The following is a 22,665-nucleotide window of genomic DNA, read 5'->3' as shown; positions in this document are numbered from 1 at the left end:
GCTTAGAAGCAAAAGCAAACAGCAACAACAAGAGCAAACAACAAGAGCAAACAACAAGAGCAAACAACAAGAGCAAACAACAAGAGCAAGTTACTCGTATCTCACTCGTCGGTCTCTCCGGGACTTTCATGAATTGTTGACGATCTTTTCACGCTGCCCCCTCTAGCGTCGCCTGCCAACCAATCCGGCAGGCAACCGCTCTCTGAGGCATACGTGTCCCGTACAACTCCCCCCGCCCGCAAATCCATCGACTGGCCCGGTCTCGGCTGGCTCCTGCTGTTCTTCTGGTACTTCTCCGGCATCACCCAGGCCCTGCTGTTGTTCAGCGGCACCACCGGCTTCGCCGGCTTTCGCGACGCCCTGTTTCTCAGCAGCCTGTGGCTGGCACCGGTCCTGCTGCTACCACGCCTGACCCGCCCCCTCGCCGCCCTGATCGGACTGGTGTTGTGGGCCAGCTCACTCGTCGGCCTGAGCTATTTCGGCATCTACCGCCAGGAGTTCTCGCAGAGCGTCATCTTCGTGATGTTCGAGTCCAACACCGCCGAGGCCGGGGAATACTTCAGCCAGTACTTCAGCGTCTGGCTATGCCTGGGGCTGCTGCTCTACAGCGCGATCGCCGTGCTGCTGTGGCGGCGCATCCGCCCGGTCACCCTGCCGTTGTACAGCCGCCTGCCCGTGGTCGTCCTGTTGCTGACGGCAACCCTGGGCTACCCGTTCTACAAGCAGATGGTCTCCCAACAACGCAGCTTCGCCGACGCCCGGGAAAAGGTCGAGCAACGCATGGCGGCCGCGGTGCCCTGGCAACTGGTGGTCGGCTACCGGCAATACCGCCAGCAACTGGACAACATGCAGGCCCTGCTGGAGCAGAACGCCGCCCTGCCGCCACTAAAGAACCTCAAGGACAACAGCGGCGACGCGCCGCGCACCCTGGTGCTGGTACTGGGCGAGTCCACCACCCGCGAACACATGCACCTGTACGGCTACGACCGCGACACCACGCCGAACCTCGATGCCCTGGCCGCCCGCGACAAGGGCCTCACCGTGTTCCGCAACGTCGTCTCGCCACGCCCGTACACCATCGAAGTGATGCAGCAGATCCTCACCTTCGGCGATCAACAGCACCCTGACCGCTTCCTCACCGATCCATCGCTGATCAACCTGATGAAACAGGCCGGCTACAAGACCTTCTGGATCACCAACCAGCAGACGATGACCAAGCGCAACACCATGCTCACCACCTTCTCACAGCAGACGGATGTGCCGGTCTACCTGAACAACCAGCGCAACCAGAACGCCAGCCAGTACGACAGCGTGGTGCTGGAGCCTTTCGAAAAGGCCCTGCAGGACCCGGCCGGCAAGAAGCTGATCATCGTTCACCTGCTCGGCACGCACATGGATTACCGCTACCGCTATCCGGCCGGCTTCGACCACTTCAAGGACAACACCGGCGCGCCGGCGGCACTGTCCCCCGACCAGCTACGGACCTACAACTTCTATGACAACGCCGTGCGCTACAACGATTTCGTCGTGTCCGACCTGATCAAGCGCTATTCGGCCAGCACCCCGAACGGCTTCCTGGTGTACCTCTCCGACCATGGCGAGGACGTCTACAGCTCCGGCAATCATGATCGCCTCGGCCGCAACGAGGCCGACCCGACCCGGCCGATGTACACCATCCCCTTCCTGCTCTGGACCTCGCCCAGCTGGCAGGCGGAGCACCCGCGCGACCTGCAGTCGATGGCCAACCGCCCCTACAGCAGCGCACACCTGATCCACACCCTCTCCGACCTGGCGGGCCTTAGCTACGACCGCTACGAGCCGGCCAAGAGCCTGGTCAACGAAGCGTTCACCGCCAGCCCACGCTGGATCGGCGACCCATACGCGAAAAACGGGCTGCACGAGTTCGACAACCTGCCAGGCACCCGAGTGAAACAGGAACAGCGGACCGCCAGCAGCAGCAGCAGCAGCACCACAGTTCACCCTGACGAAGGCTGAAAACCCGAGACAAGGCCGCCCCTCACACCAGTCCCTCCGCTTGAAGGGACACTCCCCCTCAAGAACCGATATCTGGCCCCCAGGTATCGGTTTTTTGCTGCATCAATGATGAATAAATTTCTGCCATATTGTTTCGTACATTTCATGACAATTACAAAACGACAATATTCCACTCCACAATGACGTCAATACACCCCAGTAATCTTGGGCAATTCAAATGAGTACGTGCAAACATTCGCTTTGGCACATCATCAAAACGACGAAATCGAACATTCCTAAAAGGAATGATGTAGCAACTAATTGTCGTTTGTTGCGAACGCCTTTCAACGCCAATACTGATTTCAATCAATGCAATCGCGACCGCCGCGGCACTGGAGAAGCCGCCGGCCGACCGGCGCCCAAACCGCGCCCGTCACCTGCAACTGGAAGTGGTCAGATCACAACAAAAACAACAACTCACCCGAATGCAGATCCAATAGGTTGCCCATGACCCATTCGAACAACAACGCAAGTTTGACTGCCGCAGCCCCGCCTTCCGGACACCTCAAACGCACCCTCACCAGCCGCCACCTGAACATGATCGCCATCGGCGGCTCCATCGGCACCGGCCTGTTCGTCTCCTCCGGCGCCACCATCGCCCAGTCCGGCCCCGGCGGTGCGCTGCTGGCCTTCGCGGTAATCGGCCTGATGGTCTACTTCCTGATGACCAGCCTCGGCGAAATGGCCGCATGCATGCCGGTCAGCGGTTCGTTCTCCACCTATGCCTCACGCTACGTGGAAGAAAGTTTTGGTTTCGCCCTGGGCTGGAACTACTGGTACTCCTGGGCCGTGACCATCGCCGTGGACCTGGTGGCCGTGCAGATCATCATGCTCTACTGGTTCCCGGACACGCCCGGGGTGATCTGGAGCGCGGCCTTCCTGGTGCTGCTGTTCGCCCTCAACGTCGCCTCGGTGCGCTTCTTCGGCGAGGCGGAGTTCTGGTTCGCCCTGATCAAGGTCATCACCATCATCATCTTCATCGCCGTGGGCGTGCTGATGCTGCTGGGCATCCTCGAAGGCGGCCAGGACGGCGGCGCCCACCTCTGGCAGATTGGCGACGCGCCCATCGCCGGCGGCCTGCCAGCGCTGATCGGCGTGGCGATGATCGTCGGCTTCTCGTTCCAGGGTACCGAGTTCGTCGGCATCGCCGCCGGCGAAACCGAAAACCCGGGGCGCAACATTCCCAAGGCCGTGCGCCAGATCTTCTGGCGCATCCTGCTGTTCTACGTGCTCACCATCGTCGTGATCGGCCTGCTGATCCCCTACACCGACCCACGACTGCTCAAGGATGGCCTGTCGGACGTCACCATCAGCCCGTTCACCCTGATCTTCGCCAAGGCCGACATGCTCGCCGCCGCGGCCGTGATGAACGCAGTGATCCTGACCTCGGTACTGTCTGCCGGCAACTCAGGCATGTACGCCTCCTCGCGCATGCTCTACAGCCTGGCACTGGAGCGCAAGGCGCCGGCCATCTTCGCCCGGGTGACCCGCAGCGGCACGCCGGTCTGGGCGCTGCTGGCCACCGCCGCGGTCGCCGGCCTGTGCCTGCTGAGCTTCCTGTTCAGCCCCGGCAAGCTCTACCTGTGGCTGCTCAACACCTCCGGCATGCTCGGCTTCATCGCTTGGCTGGGCATCGCGATCAGCCATTACCGCTTCCGCCGCGGCTACCTGTTCCACGGCAACGACCTGGCAAAACTGCCGTATGTGTCGAAGTACTTCCCATTCGGCCCGCTGTTCGCCTTCGGCCTGTGCATGGTGGTGATGCTCGGGCAGAACTACCAGGCATTCATCGGCGGGCAGATCGACTGGATCGGCGCCTTCGCCACCTATGTCGGCCTGGTGCTGTTCGTGGTGGTCTGGTTCGGCCACAAGCTGGTCACAGGTTCCAGGGTGGTGCGCTACAGGGAAATGGACTTCTCCAGTATCGAGATGCGCAAGGCCGAACGCAGCAAGGCAGAGCCCGCCAGCGATGCGCTCGTGGCCAGCCAGCAGCCCGCCTGAACACTCCATTGGCGGACCCGCCCCGGTCCGCCCACCACTGCTCCGGAACCCTGATGAACAGCACCTTCGACTCCTACTACGAAGCCACCGCCAGCAGAACCTTCTACCCCGCCCAAAGCGGACGCACCGATACCCGCGTGTGCATCCTCGGTGGCGGCCTGGCTGGCCTGTCGACCGCGATAGGGCTTGCCGAGCGCGGGGTGAGCGATGTGACGATCCTTGAATCACATCGTGTCGGCCATGGCGCCTCGGGACGCAACGGCGGCTTCGTCTTCGGCGGCTACAGCCTCGGCAACGCCGACCTGCTGTCGACCTTGGGCGCCAACGAGGCACGCAAGCTGTATCGACTGACCCTCGATGCCGTCGACCTGATCCGCGAACGCACCCGCCGCTACGCCATCGACTGCGACCTGGTCGACCAGGGCGTGATCCTCGCCAACTGGTTCAACGATCCGTCGCGCCTGGAGAAACCGCGCCAACTGATGAAGCAGGCCTATGGCGTCGACTGGAAGTACATCGCCCCTGGCGAGCTGAAGGAACAGCTCAGGACCGAGCGTTATTACGGCGGGTTGCTGGAGCGCAACGCATTCCACTTCCACCCGCTCAAGTACGTCTGCGGCATCGCCCAGGCTGCGGCACAGGCCGGGGTGACGCTCTACGAGCAGTCGCCGGTGACCAGCATCGAGAAGAAGGCCGGTGGCTACATCGTGCGCACCGACCAGGGCGAAGTCCATGCCGAGGAAGTGGTGTTCTCCGCAGGGGGCTATGCCCGCGGCGTCTATGCCCCGATCGAACGCGCCGTGCTGCCGATCGCCACCTACGTGGTGACCACACCGCCACTGGGCGCACGCCTGCCGGATGCCGTCGACTGCCAGTCGGCCATCTACGACACACGCTTCGCCTTCGATTACTACCGCCCGCTGAAAGACACCCGGATTCTCTGGGGCGGACGCATCTCCATCCTCGACCGTGGACCACAGGCCATCGCCAGGCTGCTCAAGGCCGACCTGGTGAGCGTCTACCCGCAACTTGAGGACATAGAACTGGAATACTCCTGGGGCGGCCTGATGAGCTACGGGCGCCACCAGATGGCGCAGATCGGCCAGGACCACAACAGCATCTGGCACGCAGTCGGCTTCGGCGGCCACGGCATGGCACCGACCACGGTCGCCGGCGAAGTGCTGGCGGACGCCATCGCCCGCCGCCTGCCGATCCCGAGCGGTTTCAGCCAGTTCGGCCTCGACCGCACCTTCGGCCTGGCCGGCCTGGTGGCCGCGCAGGCCACCTACACCGCCTACCAGGCGCGCGATGCCTTCGATGCGCGGCGGCTGAACCGTTGACAGTGGATCTGGCCACTTTTCGACAGGCATGAAAAAGCCCGCCATGAAGGCGGGCTCTTTCGTACAGCATATGGTGGGTCGTGTAGGATTCGAACCTACGACCAATTGGTTAAAAGCCAACTGCTCTACCAACTGAGCTAACGACCCGTTGGATGGCGCGTATATTACTGATTTCTCAGAGGAAATCAACACCCCATCGCAAAAATTTTCAGAAATACCGGGTGGGGTCCTCTACGCCGGCCGCCTTGAAGCCGTCGGCACGCAGGCGGCAGCTGTCGCACTTGCCGCAGGCACGCCCGTCGTCATCGGCCTGGTAGCAGGAAACGGTCAGGCTGTAGTCCACGCCACGGGCAATGCCCGCCTGGACGATCTGTGCCTTGCTCAGGTTCTGCAACGGTGCCTGGATGCGGAAGCCCTGCCCCTCCACACCCGCCTTGGTGGCCAGGTTGGCCATGCGCTCGAAGGCTTCGACGAATTCCGGGCGGCAGTCCGGATAACCGGAGTAGTCCACGGCGTTGACACCGATGAAGATGTCACGGGCTTCGAGCACCTCCGCCCAGCCCAGGGCCAGGGACAGGAAAACGGTATTGCGAGCCGGCACGTAGGTGACCGGAATCCCCTCGCTCGGCGCCTCGGGCACATCGATGCTGCTGTCGGTCAGGGCCGAGCCACCGATGCCGTCGAGGTTCAGGCCGATCACCTTGTGTTCGACCACGCCCAGGTCACGGGCCACCCGTGCCGCGGCGTTGAGCTCGGCGCGATGGCGCTGGCCGTAGTCGAAACTCATGGTGTAGCACTGGTAGCCGTCGGCCTTGGCCATGGCCACCACGGTGGCCGAGTCCAGGCCACCGGACAGCAGGATTACCGCGCGTTTGTCAGTCATGTCTTGCTCCTCAACGTCCGGGTTCGTCGTTCCACAGCAGCTTGTGCAGCTGCAGCTGGAAACGCACGGGCAGGTTGTCGGCGACGATCCAGTCGGCCAGGTCGGTGGCGCTCACCTGATGGTGGCTGGGCGAAAACAGCACCTCCCCGGCACGCTCGGCCAGGTTGTACTGAATCAGCTTGGAAACCGCCCAATCGTAGTCCTCGCGGGAACAGATGACGAACTTGACCTGGTCGTTGCCGGTCAGCAGCTCGATGTTCTCGTAGCGGTTGCGATGGGACTCTTCCGAGCCCGGGGTCTTGAGGTCGACCACGCGACTGACCCGGGTGTCGACGCCACTGATGTCGAGGGCGCCGCTGGTTTCCAGCGACACGTCATAACCGGCGTCGCACAGGCGCTGCAGTAACGGCAGCGCGTTGGGCTGGGCCAGCGGCTCGCCGCCGGTCACGCAGACGTAGCGCGGCTTGAAGCCGGCGACCTGCTCGAGGATCGAATCGAGCGTGCGGATGGTGCCGCCACTGAAAGCGTAGGCACTGTCGCAGTACTGGCAGCGCAGGGGGCAACCGGTCAGGCGCACGAAAACCGTGGGCAGCCCGGCCGTTCGCGTTTCACCCTGCAATGAGTAAAACACTTCGGTGATGCGTAATGTGTCTTGCATGATCGCCACGGGCGTGACAGCTGAACAGGCTGTCCGCCTCCGTCAGGCACTGTCGCGGACTCGACATGGCGTTATCCGCAGCAGCGTGTTTACGAAAAAAGGGCCGTGATTCTAACGAAAAAACCCGCGACAGGCGCGGGTTTCTTCATCAACGGGTCGCTCAGAGCTTTTGCAGGTCGCGCTGGGCCAGTTGTGCGGCGGAAGTGCCGGGGTACTGGGTGATGACCTGCTGCAGGATGCCCTTGACCTTGTCGGTGTGGCCCATGCGGCGCTCGACATCGGCCAGCTTGTACAGCGAATCCGGCACCTTGCTGTGTTTCGGGTACTTCTGGCCAACTTCGGCGAACGCCTGGCTGGCGCCTTGCAGGTCGCCCTTGGCCAGGTTGACCTCGCCAAGCCAGTACTGGGCATTGCCGGCGTACTGGCTGTTGGGGTACTTGCGCAGGAAGGCGTTGAAGGCCTGGCTGGCCTTGTCGAAGTCCTTCTGCTTGATCAGGTCGAAAGCGGCGTCGTAATACAGCTTCTCTTTCGCCGGATCACCCGGCTCGCTGCTGGCGGCCGGTGGCTGCGCGGCGCTGGCGCCGGCGGCGGCACCCGTGGCTGCGTTGTTCGCGCCACCGGTGGAGGAATTGTCTGGAGTCGCGGCAGGCGCGGCACCGCTGCTGAGGCGGCGGTCGAGATCCTGATAGCGCTCGAGGTTTTCCTGCTTCATGCGCGACACATCGTTCTGCAACTCTTCGATGATGCCTTGCTGGCGGGAAATCTGGTCCTGCATCTGCTGCAGCTGCATGAACAGCTGGCCATTTGCAGAAGCAGGGGCCGAAGCCCCTGCTCCGGCATAGGCGCCGCTCGTGCCATAACCCGCAGGTGGATAGCCACCCGCGTTGTCATCTACTACGGGAACCGCAGCCCACGCCGAAAGGGGCAGGCTGAGTGCGAGGACGGTTACAGCACGACGGCACATACGCATAAGAACTTACTTACGCAGTTCTACGCGACGGTTCTGAGCCCAGGACTGCTCGTCGTTGCCGGTGGCAACTGGACGCTCTTCGCCGTAGGAAACCAGTTCCAGCTGAGCAGGGGAAACGCCCTGCAGAACCAGGTAGCGCTGAACGGCCTTGGCACGACGCTCACCCAGAGCCATGTTGTACTCGCGGGTGCCGCGCTCGTCGGTGTTGCCTTCCAGAACAACGCGGTTGCCGTTGGCTTTCAGGTCCTTGGCGTGAACGTCCAGGGAGCGCATGGCTTCTGGCTTCAGATCCGAGCTGTCGTATTCGAAGTAGAAGGTGGTGATTGCGCGCAGGGCGGCTTCTTCGCTCAGGGAGCCGTCAACAGCGCCAGTGTTGGCACCGTAGCCAGCGTTCGGGTCAACAGCGCCTTCACCAGCGTTGTCACCGCCCTTCGAGGAGCAACCTACAGCTACGGCCATGGCCAGAGCCAGCGCAGCGAATTTACCAAACTTCAGCATTTCCATCGTGAAACTCCTAATGAAACCCCAGTGTGTTAAGCAAAACGTGTTACGCCGCAATCAGTTCAGGTAAGGGGACCAGGACGGTTCTCTGACTTCGCCTTGAGCGGTAGGAAGTGGGAGCCTCACGCGGCCGTTAAGCGACACGAGCATCAAGACTCCCCGGCCCTGCTGGCGGGTGGCGTAGATTAGCATGGTGCCGTTTGGCGCAACAGTGGGAGACTCATCAAGACTGGTCTCGGTGAGAATCTTTACACTTCCGCGTTGCAGGTCCTGAGCGGCCACCTTGAAGTTGGTGAAGCCCTGCTGACGATGGATCATCACCAGGGTCTTCTCGTCCGCCGACAGTTTCGGGTTGGCGTTGTAGTTGCCCACGAATGTCACGCGCTCGGCGCCACCACCACCGACCGACTGTTTGTAGATCTGCGGCTTGCCGCCACGGTCGGAGGTGAAGTACAGGGTGTTGCCATCCTTGCCCCAGAACGGCTCGGTGTTGATACCCGGGCCTGCGGTCACGCGGGTGATCTGGCGCGAGGCCACGTTCATCACGTAGATGTCCGGGTTGCCGTCCTTGGACAGCACGAACGCCAGGCGGGTGCCGTCAGGCGACCAGGCCGGGGCGCCGTTCAGGCCCTCGAAGTTGGTGATCTGCTCGCGGCGGCCGGTGTCGATGTGCTGGATGAAGATACGCGGGCGCTTCTGCTCGAACGAGACATAGGCGATACGCTTGCCATCCGGCGCGAAACGCGGCGACAGGATCGGTTCACGCGACTGCAACAGGGTCACTGCACGGGCACCGTCGTAATCCGAACGCTGCAGGGTGTAGCGGGTGTTGTTGGTCGAGAAACGCTCGGCGGTCACGTACAGCATGCGGGTGGAGAACGCACCCTTGATGCCGGTGAGTTTCTCGAACGACTGGTCGGCGATGTAGTGGGCCATGTCGCGCAGCTGGTCGACGCCGCCGGCAACGCTGCCGGTCAGCACTTGCTGCTCGGTGGCGACGTTGAACAGCGCGTAGCTCACCTGCAGGCGGCCACCGGACGGAACGATGCTGCCGACCATGACGTACTGGGCGCCCAGGGCTTTCCAGTCACGGAAGATCACTTCGCTGGCCTGGGTTGGCAGGCTGATCATGTTCTGCCGCGGGATCGGCCCGTAGTAGCCGGAGTTGCGCAGGTCGTTGCTGATGATGTCAGCCATGTCTTCGGGCAGCACGCTGCCGCCCTGCACGCCGAACGGCACTACCGCAATGGGAGTTGCCCGGTCGCTACCGCTGGTGACCAGGATGTTCTTTTCCTCTGCCATGGCCATGCCTGCCACGCAGCAGAGCAAGACCAGGAGTCCTCTCAGACGTTTAATCACAACGCTAGATCCTCAGGTGTAAATGTCATCTTGAATGAACGATACGGATTGAAATCGCTCGGCTTCAAGCCCTGCATCTCGGTCAACCGACCAATGTTCTTCACCGCGGCCACGGCCGAGCTGTCGAACGGACCGTCGCCGCTGGACTTGGCCACACTCACGTTGGTGATGGTGCCGTCCGGCAGCATGTTGATCTGCAGAACTACCGTCATGCCCTTGCGCGCAGATGGCGGACGCGCCCAACCTTCGGCCGCGCGCATACGGATCAGGTCGTCGAAGTCGCCGGCCACCTGGTCACCCTGCTCGTCGGCCAGCGCCTGCTGCCGCTCGGTGGTGTCGGACAACAGCTCGGCGAGCGCCTGGGCCTTCTTGTCTTCTGCCGCCTTGCGGGCCGCTTCCTGTGCCTTTTTCTTCTGGGCATCTGCCGCGGCCTTTTTCTTGGCCTCTTCAGCTGCCTTCTTCTTCGCGTCCTCGGCCGCCGCTTTCTTCTTGGCGTCCTCGGCTGCTTTTTTCTTCGCGTCTTCGGCGGCTTTCTTCTTCGCCTCTTCCGCAGCTTCTTTCTTGGCTTCTTCCTCGGCCTGTTTCTTGGCCTCTTCCTCAGCCTTCTTCTTGGCGATGTCAGCCTGCTGCTTTTCAGCGGCCTTCTTCGCCTCCTCGGCTTTCTTGGCCTCGGCGGCTTTCTTCTGCTCGGCGGCCTCGGCTTTCTTCGCCTCGGCGGCTTCGCGAGCCTCCTCGGCCTTTTGAGCGGCGTCGGCTTTCTTTTGTTCCGCGGCCTTCACGGCCTCCTGCTCGATCTTCTTCTGTTCCAGCTGCTCGACCTCAGTCTGGCGCGAGGCGGTTTTCTTCGCTTCCCCGGCAATCTTCTGATTGGTCTGGGTGGTCGCCTGGCTCTTGGACTTGAGCTGGTAGAGCGTGGCCTGGACGATGGGCTTGGACGGCGGCAGCTCGGGGGTCATGGCAAAGCTGACGAACAGCATGCCGAACACGAGCACATGCAGGCCAATGGCCCAGACGCTGGGCCAGAAGTAGCTTTCCGAGGCGGATGGCTCTCGCTGCTGCATCAGGGCGCCTCGGTAATCAGGCCAACGTTACCGACACCGGCCTTCTGCAACCCGCCCATGGCGCCCATGACCGCACCGTAGTCGACGGCCTTGTCGCCACGGATGAAGACCTGGGTCTGCTTGCCCTGGTCACGGCCGGCGGCGATGATCTTGGTCACCGCACCGGTCATTTCCGGCAAGGTCATGGCCTTGTCCATCTGCTTGTCGGTGTCGACTTCGCTGCCAAGGTTCCAGTAGTAGGTCTTGTCGGCCTTGATCGAGATGGTCAGGACCTGGACGTTGTTGTCCTGCGGCAAGGCTTCGCTGGAAACCTTGGGCAGGTCCACCTTCACGCCCTGGTTGAGCATGGGGGCGGTCACCATGAAGATGACCAGCAGCACCAGCATCACGTCGATGTAGGGCACCACGTTCATCTCGGCGACCGGCTTGCGTTTGTGGCGAACTCGGGCCATGGGTTTCTACCTGATCACTCTTCGCTGGTGTGTACTTTGCGGTGCAGGATCGCCTGGAACTCGTCGGCGAAGGTGTAGTAGCGGCCAATCAGCACTTCACTGCGCGCGGCAAAACGGTTGTAGGCGATAACGGCCGGGATCGCGGCGAACAGGCCGATCGCGGTGGCGATCAGGGCCTCGGCGATACCGGGGGCCACGGTGGCCAGGGTCGCCTGCTGGGCGCTGGCCAGGCCACGGAACGAGTTCATGATGCCCCACACGGTACCGAACAGACCGATGTACGGGCTGGTGGAACCGACGGTGGCCAGGAACGGCAGGCTCTGCTCGAGCTTTTCTTCCTCGCGGGAGATCGCCACGCGCATGGCACGACCGACACCTTCCATGACCGCGTCCGGGTCAACGCCCGGCTGCTGGCGCAGACGCGAGAATTCCTTGAAGCCGGCGCGGAAGACCTGCTCGACACCCGAGTCCGGGTCAGGGTTGCTGCCTGCCTGACGGTACAGCTTGGACAGGTCGATGCCCGACCAGAAGCGCTCTTCGAAAGCGTCCAGTGCACGACGACCGGCGCGCAGCATGGTGCTGCGCTGGAAGATCATGATCCAAGAGGTCACCGAGGCTGCCACGAGGGTCAGCATTACCAGCTGAACCACGACACTGGCATTGGCGACCAGGCTCCACATGGAGGTATGGTCGACGACGTTTGCTTCCACGCTTATTCTCCTGCGTTCGATTGAGTACCCGCGCCGTCCGCCAGGAATGCGTCGCGCAGTTCTGGGGGAATGGCCCGGGGTTTGAAAGTGTCGGCGCGCACGGCGGCCACCAGGAACTGCCCCTCGCAGAGCAGCACTTCATCCTGTGTTCGCCACACCTGCTGCACGAAGCGCAGGCTGGCACGATTCAATTCAAGCACTTGCGCGGTCACCCGCAGCTCATCGTCCAGGCGGGCCGGCGCGTGATAGCGCGCCTCGCTGGAATGGACCACGAACAACAGGTTGTCCTGCGCCAGCTGGGCCTGGGAGAACCCCAGGTGCCGCAGCCGCTCGGTGCGGGCGCGCTCCATGAACTTGAGGTAGTTGACGTAATACACCACGCCACCGGCGTCGGTATCCTCGTAATAGACGCGACAGCGGTGTGCGAACGGTTCCAGCCCATTTTGCGCGCGCATACTCTAGTGGTTACTCCTGAACTTGCCAATCCGCCCCGGCAACTGTTTTTGCATCGATAATGTCGTATTGCCAGCGAGCCTGCGCCGTGCCAGCGGTAGGACCACGAAAAACCCGATTCGATCTGTCATTCGTCGTCCTGGGCGGCATATTCGCCACCTTCGCAGAAGCGTCCGGGGATGTTCAGGCCGAAATGCAGGTAGGCGTGTCGGGTCACCACGCGGCCTCGCGGGGTACGCATGATGTAGCCCTGCTGGATCAGATAGGGTTCGAGCACGTCCTCGATAGTGTGACGTTCCTCGCCGATCGCTGCGGCAATGTTGTCGAGCCCCACCGGACCGCCGTCGAACTTCTCGATCATGGTCAGCAGCAGACGCCGGTCGGAGTGATCGAAGCCACGTTCGTCGACATCCAGCAGGTTCAGCGCCATATCCGCGACGGCCTTGGTGATCTCGCCCTTGCCGCGCACTTCGGCAAAGTCGCGCACCCGCCGCAGCAGGCGGTTGGCGATCCGTGGCGTACCCCGCGCCCGGCGGGCGATCTCGAAGGCGCCCTTGTCGTCCATCGGCAGCCCGAGAATACCGGCCGAACGGCTGACGATGGTGGCCAGGTCCTTGTTGCTGTAGAACTCCAGGCGCTGGACGATGCCGAAACGGTCGCGCAGCGGGTTGGTCAGCATGCCGGCGCGGGTGGTGGCGCCGACCAGGGTGAACGGCGGTAGGTCGAGCTTGATCGAGCGCGCGGCCGGGCCTTCGCCGATCATGATGTCCAGCTGGAAGTCTTCCATCGCCGGATAGAGCACCTCCTCGACCACTGGTGACAACCGGTGGATCTCGTCGATGAACAGCACGTCATGGGGCTCGAGGTTGGTCAGCATTGCCGCGAGGTCGCCCGGGCGCTCGAGAATCGGGCCCGAGGTACTCTTGACCGACACGCCCATCTCCTGGGCGATGATGTTGGCCAGGGTGGTCTTGCCCAGGCCCGGCGGGCCGAAGATCAGGGTATGGTCGAGGGACTCGTTGCGCCCGCGCGCGGCCTGGATGAACAACGCCATCTGCTCGCGCACCACCGGCTGGCCGATGTACTCGTCCAAGCGCAGCGGGCGGATCGCGCGGTCCTGGACTTCTTCGCGGTCGCGGCCACTGGCGGCGATCAGGCGGTCGGTCTCGATCACTTGGTAATCATCCCTTTAAGGCTGCGACGGATCAGCTCCTCGCTGCTCAGGCCCGCCTTGTCCTTGATCGCGGCAATCGCCTTGCTCGCTTCCTGTGGTTTGTAGCCCAGGGAGACCAGGGCACTGACCGCGTCGGCCTCGGCCGAGGACTCACTGGCGACCGGCAACGGGCCGTCGGAGACCAGGGTGAACATCGCCGGGGAGGTTTCCCACGCCTTGAAGCGGTCCTTGAGTTCGACCAGCAGGCGTTCGGCGGTTTTCTTGCCGACGCCGGGCACGCGCACCAGGACCGAGGCGTCCTGGGCCTGCACGCAGCGCACCAGTTCGTCCACTTCCAGGCCGGACATCAGCGCCAGCGCCAGCTTCGGCCCCACGCCGTTCAGGCGGATCAGCTCGCGGAACAGCTCGCGCTCGCGTTTTTCCGCGAAACCATAGAGCAGATGGGCATCTTCACGCACAACCAGGTGGGTATGCACAGTCACTGGCTCGCCGACCTTGGGCAGGCGATACAGGGTGGTCATCGGCACTTCCAGCTCATAGCCCACGCCGTTGACGTCGATAATCAGGTGTGGCGGCTGTTTTTCCGCCAGGGTGCCACGCAAACGTCCAATCACGTTCCGATCCTTCCTCTCGGGCGCCGGTCGAAAACCGGTCCACCCTATCAGCAAATGCGCCGGGAGCGCGCGTCACCCGGACAAAATGTGTATCAGCGCATGAAGCGGTTACAGACGCAAGCGTCCGCCGCGCCGCCGCGCCGTCGCCAGCCCATGGGGAATCAGGCTGGAACGGGTATGGGCATGGCACAGGGCGATTGCCAGGGCGTCAGAGGCGTCGATCTGCGGCTTCTGGGTCAGTTTGAGCAGGTGCATGACCATCATCATCACCTGCTCTTTATTGGCCCCGCCGGTGCCGGCCACGGCCTGCTTGACCTGGCTGGCGCTGTACTCGGCGATCTCCAGGCCCGCCTCGGCCGCGGCAACGATGGCCGCGCCCCGGGCCTGGCCCAGCTTGAGCGCCGAATCGGCGTTGCGCGCCATGAACACCCGCTCGATGCCCATGGTCACCGGACCATGCTCGCGGATGATCTCGCTCACCCCGCGAAAGACGATCTGCAGACGTTCGGGCAACTCGCCGCCGCCGGTGCGAATGCAGCCCGAGGCCACATATTCGCAACCACGGGCGGTCTGGCGGACCACGCCGAAGCCGGTGATGCGCGAGCCGGGGTCGATACCAAGAATCAGAGTCATAGCATGTGCAGTCAGTCGTCGATGCATAAGGTTTTGCTGGACGCAATCGCGGGGCAAGCCCGCTCCCACGCCAGCATTTGCCGGTCTCGTGGGAGCGGACTTGCCCCGCGATTGCGCCAGTACAGGCGCACTGGTAGCCGAATGCTTATCAGCCCAGCGTTTCCATGATCTCATCGGAGATCTGCGCATTGGAGTAGACGTTCTGCACGTCGTCCAGGTCCTCGAGCATGTCGATCAGCTTGAGCACCTTCTCCGCGCCGTCCTTGTCCAGCTCGGCGCTGGTGGTCGGCTGCATCACGATCTCTGCGTCCGAGGCCTTGAAGCCGGCCTCTTCGAGCGCATTGCGCACGGCATAGAAGCTGTTGAACGAGGTGAACACCTCGAAGGAGCCATCGTCGTTGGCCACCACGTCGTCGGCGTCGGCCTCCATCGCGGCCTCCATCAGCGCGTCCTCGTCGACCGCAAGCTCGGCGGCGAAGCTGATCTGCCCCTTGCGCTCGAACAGGTAGGCCACCGAGCCGTCGGTGCCCAGGTTGCCACCGCATTTGGTGAAGGCATGGCGCACGGCGGCGGCGGTACGGTTGCGGTTGTCGGTCATGGCCTCGACCATGATCGCCACGCCGCCCGGGCCGTAGCCCTCGTAGCTCAGCTCTTCGACGTTGTCGCTTTCGTTGGTGCCGGCACCACGGGCCACGGCGCGATCGATGATGTCGCGGCTCATGTTGGCACCCAGGGCCTTGTCCAGCGCCAGACGCAGGCGCGGGTTGGAGGCCGGGTCAGGACCGCCCTGCTTGGCCGCGACGGTCAGTTCGCGGATCCATTTGGTGAAGACCTTGCCTCTCTTGGCATCCTGGCGCTCTTTGCGGTGCTTGATGTTCGCCCACTTGGAATGACCAGCCATAACGACTCCGAATCCTTGAAACAGAAACAGGTTCCGCCCCGAAGGGCGGAACGTGAAGAATCCTGCGCATCAAGCGCGGGGGCACCCCGTGACCGAGGCGCCCCGGTCGATCACTCGACCTTGGTCTGCTCGCGCAGACGGATGTGCAGCTCACGCAGGGCCTTGGCGTCGACCAGGCCAGGGGCCTGGGTCATGACGCACGCGGCGCTCTGGGTTTTCGGGAAAGCGATCACTTCACGGATCGACTGGGCGCCGGTCATCAGCATGACCAGGCGATCCAGGCCGAAGGCCAGGCCACCGTGCGGCGGTGCGCCGAACTTCAGGGCGTCGAGCAGGAAGCCGAACTTCTCTTCCTGTTCTGCCGCTTCGATGCCCAGCAGACGGAACACCGCTTGCTGCATCTCTTTGCGGTGGATACGGATCGAACCGCCACCCAGCTCGGTGCCGTTCAGGACCATGTCGTAGGCACGCGACAGCGCGGTGGCCGGGTTGGCCTCCAGCTCTTCGGGGGTGCACTTCGGCGCGGTGAACGGGTGGTGCAGCGCGGTGAAGCTGCCGTCTTCGTTCTCTTCGAACATCGGGAAGTCGACGACCCACATCGGCGCCCACTCGCAGGTCAGCAGCTCGAAGTCGTGGCCCAGGCGGATACGCAGCGCGCCCAGAGCCTCGCTGACGATCTTGAACTTGTCGGCACCGAAGAACACGATGTCGCCATCCACGGCGCCTACGCGGTCGAGGATGTTGTTGAGGTTGGCCTCGGGGATGTTCTTGACGATCGGCGACTGCAGACCCTCGACACCCTTGGCGCGCTCGTTGACCTTGATGTAGGCCAGGCCCTTGGCGCCGTAGATGCCGACGAACTTGGTGTACTCATCGATCTTGCTGCGCGGCATGCTGGCGCCGCCCGGCAGGCGCAGGGCGGTGACGCGGCACTTCGGATCGTTGGCTGGACCGGCGAAGACCTTGAAGTCGACATCTTTCAACTGGTCGGCGACGTCAACCAGCTCCAGCGGAATACGCAGGTCCGGCTTGTCGGAACCGTAGCGGCGCATGGCTTCTTCGAAGGTCATGTGCGGGAACTCACCGAACTCCAGGTCCAGCACTTCCTTGAACAGCTTGCGGATCATGCTTTCGGTCAGACCCATGATCTCGGACTCGTCGAGGAAGCTGGTCTCGATGTCGATCTGGGTGAATTCCGGCTGGCGGTCGGCGCGCAGGTCTTCGTCACGGAAGCACTTGGCGATCTGGTAGTAGCGGTCGAAGCCGGCGACCATCAGCAGTTGCTTGAACAGCTGCGGCGACTGCGGCAGGGCGAAGAAGCTGCCGGCGTGGGTGCGGCTCGGCACCAGGTAGTCGCGCGCGCCTTCAGGGGTGGCACGGGTCAGGATCGGTGTTTCGACATCGAGGAAGCCGTTTTCGTCGAGGAAGCGACGGATGCTGCTGGTGATGCGCGAACGCAGGCGCAGCTTGTCGGCCATTTCCGGACGGCGCAGGTCGATGAAGCGATAGCGCAGGCGGGTTTCCTCGCCGACATCGGAGTATTCGTTCAGCGGGAACGGCGGGGTTTCCGCTTCGTTGAGCACGTTCAGCTGGTAGCCGAGGATCTCGATGGCACCGGAGGCCATGTTGGCGTTCACCGCGCCTTCTGGGCGCTTGCGTACCTTGCCGGTGATCTGCACGACATATTCGCTGCGCACGCGGTCGGCGGCGGCGAAGGTTTCGGCGCGATCCGGGTCGAATACGACCTGGGCCATGCCCTCGCGGTCACGGATGTCGAGGAAAATCACCCCGCCGTGGTCGCGGCGACGATGGACCCAGCCGCAAAGGGTGACTTCCTGGCCGTCCAGGGACTCGTTCAGTTGGCCGCAATAATGGCTGCGCATCATGATCGTGGTTTCGCTTCTCGTGATTCGTGTGTTCGGTGGAGGTCTTGGCCGCCCAAGGGGCTAATACTGCAAGACCTGGCGGATGCAATTCAACTCAGTCGGCCTTGTCGCCGCCTGCCAGATTCTTTTTCGCCCCGGTCTTGAAGTCGGTCTCGTACCAGCCGTTGCCACTCAGGCGAAAGCCGGGGACCGACAGCAGCTTCTTCAATGCCGGCGCCTGGCACGCCGGGCAATCGGTCAGCGGCGCGGCACTGATCTTCTGCAACACCTCCATTTGGTGTTCGCAGGATGCACATTGATAGTCGTACAGGGGCATGGGTGTCTCTCGTCAACCACATCGCACGCTGCCCAAGGCAGCAAAGAGCGGGATTATATATGGTAAAGGAGAGCAGTGCAGCCCGGCGATCAGTGCGCGTCTCGCGCTTCCTGCAGCCAGGCGACGCAGATCACCCTGACCAGGCCGCTGAAATTCCTCACCCCGCCATGGCGCAGGTGCACCTCGCGATCCACATAGGACAACACGGCGCTCACCGAACAACGGTTGGCCTGGGCGATGCGCTCCAGGATGCGCCAATACACCACCTCCAGGCGCAGGCAGGTGGCAAAGCCGTTGAGCCGCACCGAGCGCGACACGGGCCCGGCCTGGGTCATGTCGAAATCCCGCCTGAACGGGTCGAGACGCGGATTGCCTCCTCCCTGCCTTGCATTACCGTCGATACCACGCATCGGATCGCCCATCGCACCGCTCCATCGTCACGAAACCACACCCCGTTCGTCAGCCGAATGGGTCCATGACCGTCATGAAGCGCCATCGACCAGCTCGATAGCAGCGGCAAAGTCTTCCCCACAAACGCCCTGGCCCGATACCGTCAACGGTATCGAGCCCGTGTTCATTGGGCAGAACGACAAGCAACCGGCAATCAGTTTCCGTCGAGCAGGACTCGCAGCATCCACGCCGTTTTCTCGTGGACCTGCATGCGCTGGGTCAGCAGGTCGGCGGTCGGCTCATCGCTGACCTTGTCCACCACCGGGAAGATGCTGCGCGCGGTGCGCACCACCGCCTCCTGCCCCTGCACCAGCTGGCGGATCATTTCCTCGGCGGGCGGCACGCCCTCCTCTTCCTTGATGGAGGAGTGGCGGGCATAGAAGGCGTAGGAACCCGGCGCCGGGAATCCCAGGGCACGAATGCGCTCGGCAATCGAATCGACCGCCAGGGCCAGCTCGTTGTATTGCTCCTCGAACATCAGGTGCAGGGTGCGGAACGACGGACCGGTGACGTTCCAATGGAAGTTATGGGTTTTCAGATACAGTACATAGGTATCCGACAACAGGCGGGACAATCCATCGACGATGGACTTGCGATCTTCTTCACTGATACCGATATCGATTGCCATGAAGCTCCCCTTTCCATAAGGCTTGATCATCAAGCGGGCAGCAAACACTCTAACAAGAGTTGCCGCCCGGCGCATGCGGCACAGGGCCGCCCGCGCCAGCCGGTTTGAGAAGCCTGCGTCTTTGCTGTTAAATAGGCAGTGTGCCACCCGTGCGGATTGTCAATGCCGGGTGCATAGGCTGGCCCGCCACGTTTTCGCGCCTACCGTTCACGCGCACCGTGCGACCAGCTCATCCTGTGATCGGCCTTATCAATGTGAGCCAAACCAATGTTCAAGATCGTCCATCTGGTGACGGGCCTGGCAGCGTTGCTGCTATCGCTCATACCCAGCCTGAAAGCTGACGCAACACCCTTCCTGCAACAACCCGAGGCCGTCTACCTGGCGCTGCTCGGGCTGCTCAACCTGGTCATTGCCCCGGTACTGCCGCAGTACTACAAAGGCATGCGCCAGCAATTGCAACACGCCGCCAGCCTGCTGCTGGTGCTGGCCGTGGTATTACAGACCGTGACCCTGCTGGCCCGCCCGGAGCTGGGCAACCTGGCAGCACTGGCCTGTGCTGTCCTGGCCTGCGCCCTGCACCTGATTGCCGGCTTCGTTCGCAGCACGCGAAAGGCCCGCTCCAGCCAGGGCACCTCGCATGACGTCGGAAATCGCGATACCGGCACCGTGAAGTGGTTCAACACCTCCAAGGGCTTCGGCTTCATCTCCCGCGATTCCGGTGACGATATCTTCGTGCACTTTCGCGCCATCCGCGGCGAGGGCCACCGGGTGCTGGTCGAAGGCCAGCGCGTGGAGTTCTCGGTGATGCACCGCGACAAGGGCCTGCAGGCCGAAGACGTGGTCGCCGTCGCGCGCCGCTGACCCTTTGCCGCCGCGCTCAATAATGAGGCGGCGGCGCTTCCTCTCCCCCGCCGCCCTGCTGGCCGGCCATCTCCTCGTAGCGCTTGATCAGCTCCGCCATCTGCAATTGCAAGCGTTCGATCGCCCGGCCCTGCTCGACAATCACATCATTGAGCGCCTGCAAGCTGTCATCCTGGAACGCCTGGCGGGTCTCCAGCTCGATCATGCGCACTTCCAGCTCCTGCGACATCCTCAAGCCTCCTTGAAGCTTTCACCCAGCAGCGCGCGCACTTGCTGGCGAATACCATCGACCTGTTCCTGGGTGTAGCCGATGGCCGACACTTTGCCCCAGACCGGGGCAGGCCAGGCGGCATCGCCCTGGCGCCGCACGATCACATGCATGTGCAACTGGCTGACCACGTTGCCCAGGGCCGCGACATTCATCTTATCGGCGGCGAAGGCATCCTTCAGCGCCTCGGCCAGGGCGGTGGTCTCGACCCACAGCTGCTGCTGGTCGGCCTCCTCGAGCTCGAACACTTCGGTGATATCGGCGCGACGCGGCACCAGGATGAACCAGGGGTAGTTGGCATCCTTGCTCAGCAGCAGGCGGCACAGCGGCAGATCGCCCAGCACCAGGGAATCCTCCTGCAGACGCGAATCGAGGGTGAACACGGCAAACCTCCTTACAAGCGATACAGCCCTTCCGAGCGGTCGGGCACAGGCGCGCAAGGATACTCCGCTTCGACCGCTGCCACACCCGTCGACGTCGATCCTGGGCATTTGTGGCACGCGAATGACAACATCAACGCCCCGCTTCGGTAACACTGCGCTACTTTTCGCACCAAAATGATGCCGCTCGTCAGACCTTCGCCACACATCCTTCACATAAAACAGCCAGGATAAACAATCGGCGGTAACACCTTGACTTGGAAGGCAGCTTCCCAAGCAAACACAAGGAAGGATCGCGACCCGCCGACGAACTGGTCGCGCCCCGTGTTTGCGGAGGTTTTCCAGCCCCGCTCGAGGCAAATGTGAAAATTTCATCAAGCGTTCGTGATTTTGAGCACGCTTGTTGCATTCGTTTCACGCCAAGTCGGCACGACCCCTGCATTGCAGGGTGAACGCGACAAATAACAACAGCGGCATCGGATAAACCAGGGAGTTTCACAAGCCGTACTTTGTATTTATACAAATATGACGGTTTCGAGACAGCGCTGGAGTTGTACGCCATTATATGACAGGCGTGATTTGCGACATGGAGACAACCAACAGCGACATGGCCATAAAGTTACCGAAAGGTTGTTTTTACCCATATCGCCAAGAATAGTCCGCGTGATATACATTTTCGCCGACATAACAAGAAAGAGCCGGCCCCATAACTAAAATACCCGGGTGCGGCGGTACTCTTCCTAAAAACCAAAGGAGCAAATCACGATGCGCGTGATGAAGTGGAGCATGATCGCCCTGGCCGTAGCGGCAGGGACTTCGCAGCTGGCTATCGCCTCTTCCCAGGACGAGTCCAAGGGCTTCGTCGAAGACAGCAAGCTGAATGTCAAGACCCGGATGCTGTATTTCAGCCGTGACTTCCGTAATGCCCCGGCTGGCGACCAGAGCCGTGCAGAAGAAACAGGCCTGGGCTTCCATGGCACCTTCGAGTCCGGCTTCACCCAAGGCACCGTCGGCGTCGGCGTCGACGCCATCGGCCTGCTGGGCGTCAAGGTCGACAGCGGCAAGGGCCGCGCCGGCACCGGCCTGTTCCCTACCGGCTCTGACGGCCGTTCGCAAGACGATTACTCCAAGGGCTACGGCGCGGTCAAATTCCGTATTTCCGACACCGTCCTGAAATATGGCGGCCAGTACACCGCCATGCCGGTCTTTGCCACCGACGACAGCCGACTGCTGCCTGAAGTTGCCGAAGGCTTCTTGCTGACCAGCAAGGAAATCAAGGGCCTGGAACTGAACGCCGGTCACTTCACCCGTCTCGATGCACAGGCGGCAAGCTATAAGGACAGCATCGGTGGTCTCAACGATGCGCGTGAGAAGCGCCCTGGTCTGACCGAAGCGAACGTCTTCGGTGGCACCTACGCCATCACCGACAGCCTGAGCACCACCCTGTACTACTCCCGCGTCGAAGACCATTTCCGCAAGTGGTACGGCAACGTCAACTGGGCGCTGCCGATCAGCGACAAGCAAGGCCTGGTGTTCGACTTCAACATCTATGACACCAAGTCCATCGGTGAAAACCGCACCGGCGCCTTCGTCAAGAAAGCGGATGGCACCAACGAGCTCGACAACATCGCCGCCAGCCTCTCGGCTGCCTACAATATCGGCGCGCACACCTTCACCCTGGCCTACCAGAAAGTCAGCGGCGACGGTGACTATGCCTATGGCGTCGACGGTGGCGGTACCGTGTTCCTGGCCAACTCCATCGCCCGCTCCGACTTCAACGCCGAAGACGAGAAGTCCTGGCAGGCCCGTTACGACCTGAACTTCGCCGAGTACGGGATCCCTGGCCTGACCTTCATGACCCGTTACGCTCGCGGCACCGGCGCCACCACCCGCACCACCGACGACGGCAAGGAATGGGAACGCGACATCGACGTCAAGTACGTCCTGCAAAGCGGCCCGGCCAAGGACCTGAGCCTGCGCGTGCGTCAAGCTACCTACCGCTCCGCGGACGGCGTGTACTACGGCTCCAACTCCATCGACGAACTGCGCCTGATCGTCGAGTACCCGCTGAGCATCCTGTAAACCCAGGTTTGCGACGCCCGAAAATGAAGAAGCCCGGCGATCGCCGGGCT

24 protein-coding genes and 1 tRNA gene are annotated in these 22,665 nt (G+C 62.5%); 5 read left to right on the top strand and 20 right to left on the bottom strand.

Going from position 1 to position 22,665, the window contains the following annotated elements; all coding sequences use genetic code 11:
• The first annotated feature begins 213 nt into the window (after nucleotides 1–213).
• The 3 genes from HU751_RS09485 to HU751_RS09475 all read left to right on the top strand — a co-directional run bounded on the left by HU751_RS09485 (nucleotide 214) and on the right by HU751_RS09475 (nucleotide 5,375).
• Nucleotides 214–1,995: a phosphoethanolamine transferase CptA gene (locus HU751_RS09485; RefSeq protein WP_186733983.1), complete on the top strand. Its 1,782-nt coding sequence runs from the start codon at nucleotides 214–216 to the stop codon at nucleotides 1,993–1,995.
• Between the two features lie 486 nt (nucleotides 1,996–2,481).
• Nucleotides 2,482–4,035 (top strand): amino acid permease, encoded by a 1,554-nt coding sequence (locus tag HU751_RS09480; protein WP_186733984.1) that lies wholly within the window; start codon nucleotides 2,482–2,484, stop codon nucleotides 4,033–4,035.
• A 53-nt stretch (nucleotides 4,036–4,088) separates the two neighbouring features.
• Entirely contained in the window at nucleotides 4,089–5,375 is a 1,287-nt protein-coding gene (locus HU751_RS09475) for an NAD(P)/FAD-dependent oxidoreductase (protein WP_186733985.1), read from the top strand.
• Nucleotides 5,376–5,446: 71 nt separating this feature from the next.
• On the opposite strand, the gene HU751_RS09470 is transcribed toward HU751_RS09475, so the two are convergent.
• From HU751_RS09470 to HU751_RS09385, 18 genes are all read right to left on the bottom strand, one after another.
• Nucleotides 5,447–5,522, bottom strand: a tRNA-Lys gene (locus tag HU751_RS09470).
• Nucleotides 5,523–5,583: 61 nt separating this feature from the next.
• The gene (gene queC, locus HU751_RS09465; RefSeq protein ID WP_050704481.1) at nucleotides 5,584–6,258 is read right to left on the bottom strand and encodes a 7-cyano-7-deazaguanine synthase QueC; all 675 of its coding nucleotides are present in this window, start codon (nucleotides 6,256–6,258) and stop codon (nucleotides 5,584–5,586) included.
• A gap of 10 nt (nucleotides 6,259–6,268) precedes the next feature.
• Nucleotides 6,269–6,916: a 7-carboxy-7-deazaguanine synthase QueE gene (gene queE / locus HU751_RS09460; protein ID WP_050704519.1), complete on the bottom strand. Its 648-nt coding sequence runs from the start codon at nucleotides 6,914–6,916 to the stop codon at nucleotides 6,269–6,271.
• A 160-nt stretch (nucleotides 6,917–7,076) separates the two neighbouring features.
• The gene (gene ybgF, locus HU751_RS09455) at nucleotides 7,077–7,886 is read right to left on the bottom strand and encodes a tol-pal system protein YbgF (protein ID WP_050704480.1); all 810 of its coding nucleotides are present in this window, start codon (nucleotides 7,884–7,886) and stop codon (nucleotides 7,077–7,079) included.
• A 6-nt stretch (nucleotides 7,887–7,892) separates the two neighbouring features.
• A complete protein-coding gene (gene pal / locus HU751_RS09450) occupies nucleotides 7,893–8,390 on the bottom strand; it encodes a peptidoglycan-associated lipoprotein Pal (RefSeq protein ID WP_028690581.1) in 498 nt (165 codons plus the stop codon).
• 54 nt (nucleotides 8,391–8,444) lie between these two features.
• Complete coding sequence (tolB, locus tag HU751_RS09445) at nucleotides 8,445–9,695, bottom strand: Tol-Pal system beta propeller repeat protein TolB (protein WP_044488355.1); 1,251 nt, start codon at nucleotides 9,693–9,695, stop codon at nucleotides 8,445–8,447.
• Nucleotides 9,696–9,742: 47 nt separating this feature from the next.
• Nucleotides 9,743–10,807, bottom strand: a complete 1,065-nt coding sequence (gene tolA, locus HU751_RS09440) for a cell envelope integrity protein TolA (protein ID WP_186733986.1) — start codon at nucleotides 10,805–10,807, stop codon at nucleotides 9,743–9,745.
• Nucleotides 10,807–11,259 (bottom strand): protein TolR, encoded by a 453-nt coding sequence (tolR, locus tag HU751_RS09435; protein ID WP_011535155.1) that lies wholly within the window; start codon nucleotides 11,257–11,259, stop codon nucleotides 10,807–10,809. Before tolR ends, tolA begins: the two co-directional genes overlap by 1 nt.
• 14 nt (nucleotides 11,260–11,273) lie before the next feature.
• Nucleotides 11,274–11,969 carry a protein TolQ gene (gene tolQ / locus HU751_RS09430; RefSeq protein WP_023628695.1) on the bottom strand — a complete coding sequence of 232 codons (696 nt, stop codon included), beginning with the start codon at nucleotides 11,967–11,969 and terminating at the stop codon, nucleotides 11,274–11,276.
• A gap of 2 nt (nucleotides 11,970–11,971) precedes the next feature.
• Nucleotides 11,972–12,424, bottom strand: coding sequence for a tol-pal system-associated acyl-CoA thioesterase (ybgC, locus tag HU751_RS09425; RefSeq protein WP_186733987.1), 453 nt, complete (start codon nucleotides 12,422–12,424; stop codon nucleotides 11,972–11,974).
• Between the two features lie 125 nt (nucleotides 12,425–12,549).
• Nucleotides 12,550–13,596 (bottom strand): Holliday junction branch migration DNA helicase RuvB, encoded by a 1,047-nt coding sequence (gene ruvB / locus HU751_RS09420; protein ID WP_011535158.1) that lies wholly within the window; start codon nucleotides 13,594–13,596, stop codon nucleotides 12,550–12,552.
• Nucleotides 13,593–14,210 (bottom strand): Holliday junction branch migration protein RuvA, encoded by a 618-nt coding sequence (gene ruvA / locus HU751_RS09415; protein ID WP_027919956.1) that lies wholly within the window; start codon nucleotides 14,208–14,210, stop codon nucleotides 13,593–13,595. Before ruvA ends, ruvB begins: the two co-directional genes overlap by 4 nt.
• 108 nt (nucleotides 14,211–14,318) lie before the next feature.
• The gene (gene ruvC / locus HU751_RS09410) at nucleotides 14,319–14,843 is read right to left on the bottom strand and encodes a crossover junction endodeoxyribonuclease RuvC (RefSeq protein WP_050704476.1); all 525 of its coding nucleotides are present in this window, start codon (nucleotides 14,841–14,843) and stop codon (nucleotides 14,319–14,321) included.
• Nucleotides 14,844–14,991: 148 nt separating this feature from the next.
• The gene (locus HU751_RS09405; protein WP_062574893.1) at nucleotides 14,992–15,744 is read right to left on the bottom strand and encodes a YebC/PmpR family DNA-binding transcriptional regulator; all 753 of its coding nucleotides are present in this window, start codon (nucleotides 15,742–15,744) and stop codon (nucleotides 14,992–14,994) included.
• A 110-nt stretch (nucleotides 15,745–15,854) separates the two neighbouring features.
• Nucleotides 15,855–17,630 carry an aspartate--tRNA ligase gene (gene aspS / locus HU751_RS09400; RefSeq protein ID WP_186716297.1) on the bottom strand — a complete coding sequence of 592 codons (1,776 nt, stop codon included), beginning with the start codon at nucleotides 17,628–17,630 and terminating at the stop codon, nucleotides 15,855–15,857.
• 94 nt (nucleotides 17,631–17,724) lie between these two features.
• Nucleotides 17,725–17,946 (bottom strand): FmdB family zinc ribbon protein, encoded by a 222-nt coding sequence (locus HU751_RS09395; protein ID WP_050704473.1) that lies wholly within the window; start codon nucleotides 17,944–17,946, stop codon nucleotides 17,725–17,727.
• A gap of 89 nt (nucleotides 17,947–18,035) precedes the next feature.
• Entirely contained in the window at nucleotides 18,036–18,368 is a 333-nt protein-coding gene (locus HU751_RS09390) for a ribbon-helix-helix domain-containing protein (protein ID WP_225933257.1), read from the bottom strand.
• A gap of 182 nt (nucleotides 18,369–18,550) precedes the next feature.
• Entirely contained in the window at nucleotides 18,551–19,024 is a 474-nt protein-coding gene (locus tag HU751_RS09385) for a Dps family protein (RefSeq protein ID WP_028690591.1), read from the bottom strand.
• Nucleotides 19,025–19,291: 267 nt separating this feature from the next.
• Between HU751_RS09385 and HU751_RS27075 the strand changes: the two genes are divergently transcribed.
• Nucleotides 19,292–19,885, top strand: coding sequence for a cold-shock protein (locus tag HU751_RS27075; protein WP_186733988.1), 594 nt, complete (start codon nucleotides 19,292–19,294; stop codon nucleotides 19,883–19,885).
• A 16-nt stretch (nucleotides 19,886–19,901) separates the two neighbouring features.
• Here HU751_RS27075 and HU751_RS09375 read toward each other — a convergent pair whose 3' ends face one another.
• Together HU751_RS09375 and HU751_RS09370 are read right to left on the bottom strand one after the other, a co-directional pair.
• Nucleotides 19,902–20,114: a SlyX family protein gene (locus HU751_RS09375; protein WP_225933256.1), complete on the bottom strand. Its 213-nt coding sequence runs from the start codon at nucleotides 20,112–20,114 to the stop codon at nucleotides 19,902–19,904.
• Nucleotides 20,115–20,116: 2 nt separating this feature from the next.
• Nucleotides 20,117–20,536, bottom strand: a complete 420-nt coding sequence (locus HU751_RS09370) for an HIT family protein (RefSeq protein WP_050704470.1) — start codon at nucleotides 20,534–20,536, stop codon at nucleotides 20,117–20,119.
• Between the two features lie 762 nt (nucleotides 20,537–21,298).
• Between HU751_RS09370 and HU751_RS09365 the strand changes: the two genes are divergently transcribed.
• Complete coding sequence (locus HU751_RS09365; protein ID WP_186733989.1) at nucleotides 21,299–22,615, top strand: OprD family porin; 1,317 nt, start codon at nucleotides 21,299–21,301, stop codon at nucleotides 22,613–22,615.
• Nucleotides 22,616–22,665 lie beyond the last annotated feature (50 nt).

The sequence above is a fragment of the Pseudomonas peradeniyensis genome (assembly GCF_014268935.2).
Classification (GTDB): domain Bacteria; phylum Pseudomonadota; class Gammaproteobacteria; order Pseudomonadales; family Pseudomonadaceae; genus Aquipseudomonas; species Aquipseudomonas peradeniyensis.
Note: the sequence above shows the minus strand (reverse complement) of the source record. Positions and strands in the feature narration are given on the sequence as shown.

Bases quoted from the DNA above. Each gene is read 5' to 3' on its own strand.
- HU751_RS09480 (WP_186733984.1), top strand. From the start codon at position 2,482: ATGACCCATTCGAACAACAACGCAAGTTTGACTGCCGCAGCCCCGCCT.
- HU751_RS09475 (WP_186733985.1), top strand. From the start codon at position 4,089: ATGAACAGCACCTTCGACTCCTACTACGAAGCCACCGCCAGCAGAACC.
- queC (WP_050704481.1), bottom strand. From the start codon at position 6,258: ATGACTGACAAACGCGCGGTAATCCTGCTGTCCGGTGGCCTGGACTCG.
- queE (WP_050704519.1), bottom strand. From the start codon at position 6,916: ATGCAAGACACATTACGCATCACCGAAGTGTTTTACTCATTGCAGGGT.
- ybgF (WP_050704480.1), bottom strand. From the start codon at position 7,886: ATGCGTATGTGCCGTCGTGCTGTAACCGTCCTCGCACTCAGCCTGCCC.
- pal (WP_028690581.1), bottom strand. From the start codon at position 8,390: ATGGAAATGCTGAAGTTTGGTAAATTCGCTGCGCTGGCTCTGGCCATG.
- tolB (WP_044488355.1), bottom strand. From the start codon at position 9,695: ATGGCCATGGCAGAGGAAAAGAACATCCTGGTCACCAGCGGTAGCGAC.
- tolA (WP_186733986.1), bottom strand. From the start codon at position 10,807: ATGCAGCAGCGAGAGCCATCCGCCTCGGAAAGCTACTTCTGGCCCAGC.
- tolR (WP_011535155.1), bottom strand. From the start codon at position 11,259: ATGGCCCGAGTTCGCCACAAACGCAAGCCGGTCGCCGAGATGAACGTG.
- ybgC (WP_186733987.1), bottom strand. From the start codon at position 12,424: ATGCGCGCGCAAAATGGGCTGGAACCGTTCGCACACCGCTGTCGCGTC.
- ruvC (WP_050704476.1), bottom strand. From the start codon at position 14,843: ATGACTCTGATTCTTGGTATCGACCCCGGCTCGCGCATCACCGGCTTC.
- HU751_RS09405 (WP_062574893.1), bottom strand. From the start codon at position 15,744: ATGGCTGGTCATTCCAAGTGGGCGAACATCAAGCACCGCAAAGAGCGC.
- aspS (WP_186716297.1), bottom strand. From the start codon at position 17,630: ATGATGCGCAGCCATTATTGCGGCCAACTGAACGAGTCCCTGGACGGC.
- HU751_RS09395 (WP_050704473.1), bottom strand. From the start codon at position 17,946: ATGCCCCTGTACGACTATCAATGTGCATCCTGCGAACACCAAATGGAG.
- HU751_RS09390 (WP_225933257.1), bottom strand. From the start codon at position 18,368: ATGGGCGATCCGATGCGTGGTATCGACGGTAATGCAAGGCAGGGAGGA.
- HU751_RS09385 (WP_028690591.1), bottom strand. From the start codon at position 19,024: ATGGCAATCGATATCGGTATCAGTGAAGAAGATCGCAAGTCCATCGTC.
- HU751_RS27075 (WP_186733988.1), top strand. From the start codon at position 19,292: ATGTTCAAGATCGTCCATCTGGTGACGGGCCTGGCAGCGTTGCTGCTA.
- HU751_RS09375 (WP_225933256.1), bottom strand. From the start codon at position 20,114: ATGTCGCAGGAGCTGGAAGTGCGCATGATCGAGCTGGAGACCCGCCAG.
- HU751_RS09365 (WP_186733989.1), top strand. From the start codon at position 21,299: ATGCGCGTGATGAAGTGGAGCATGATCGCCCTGGCCGTAGCGGCAGGG.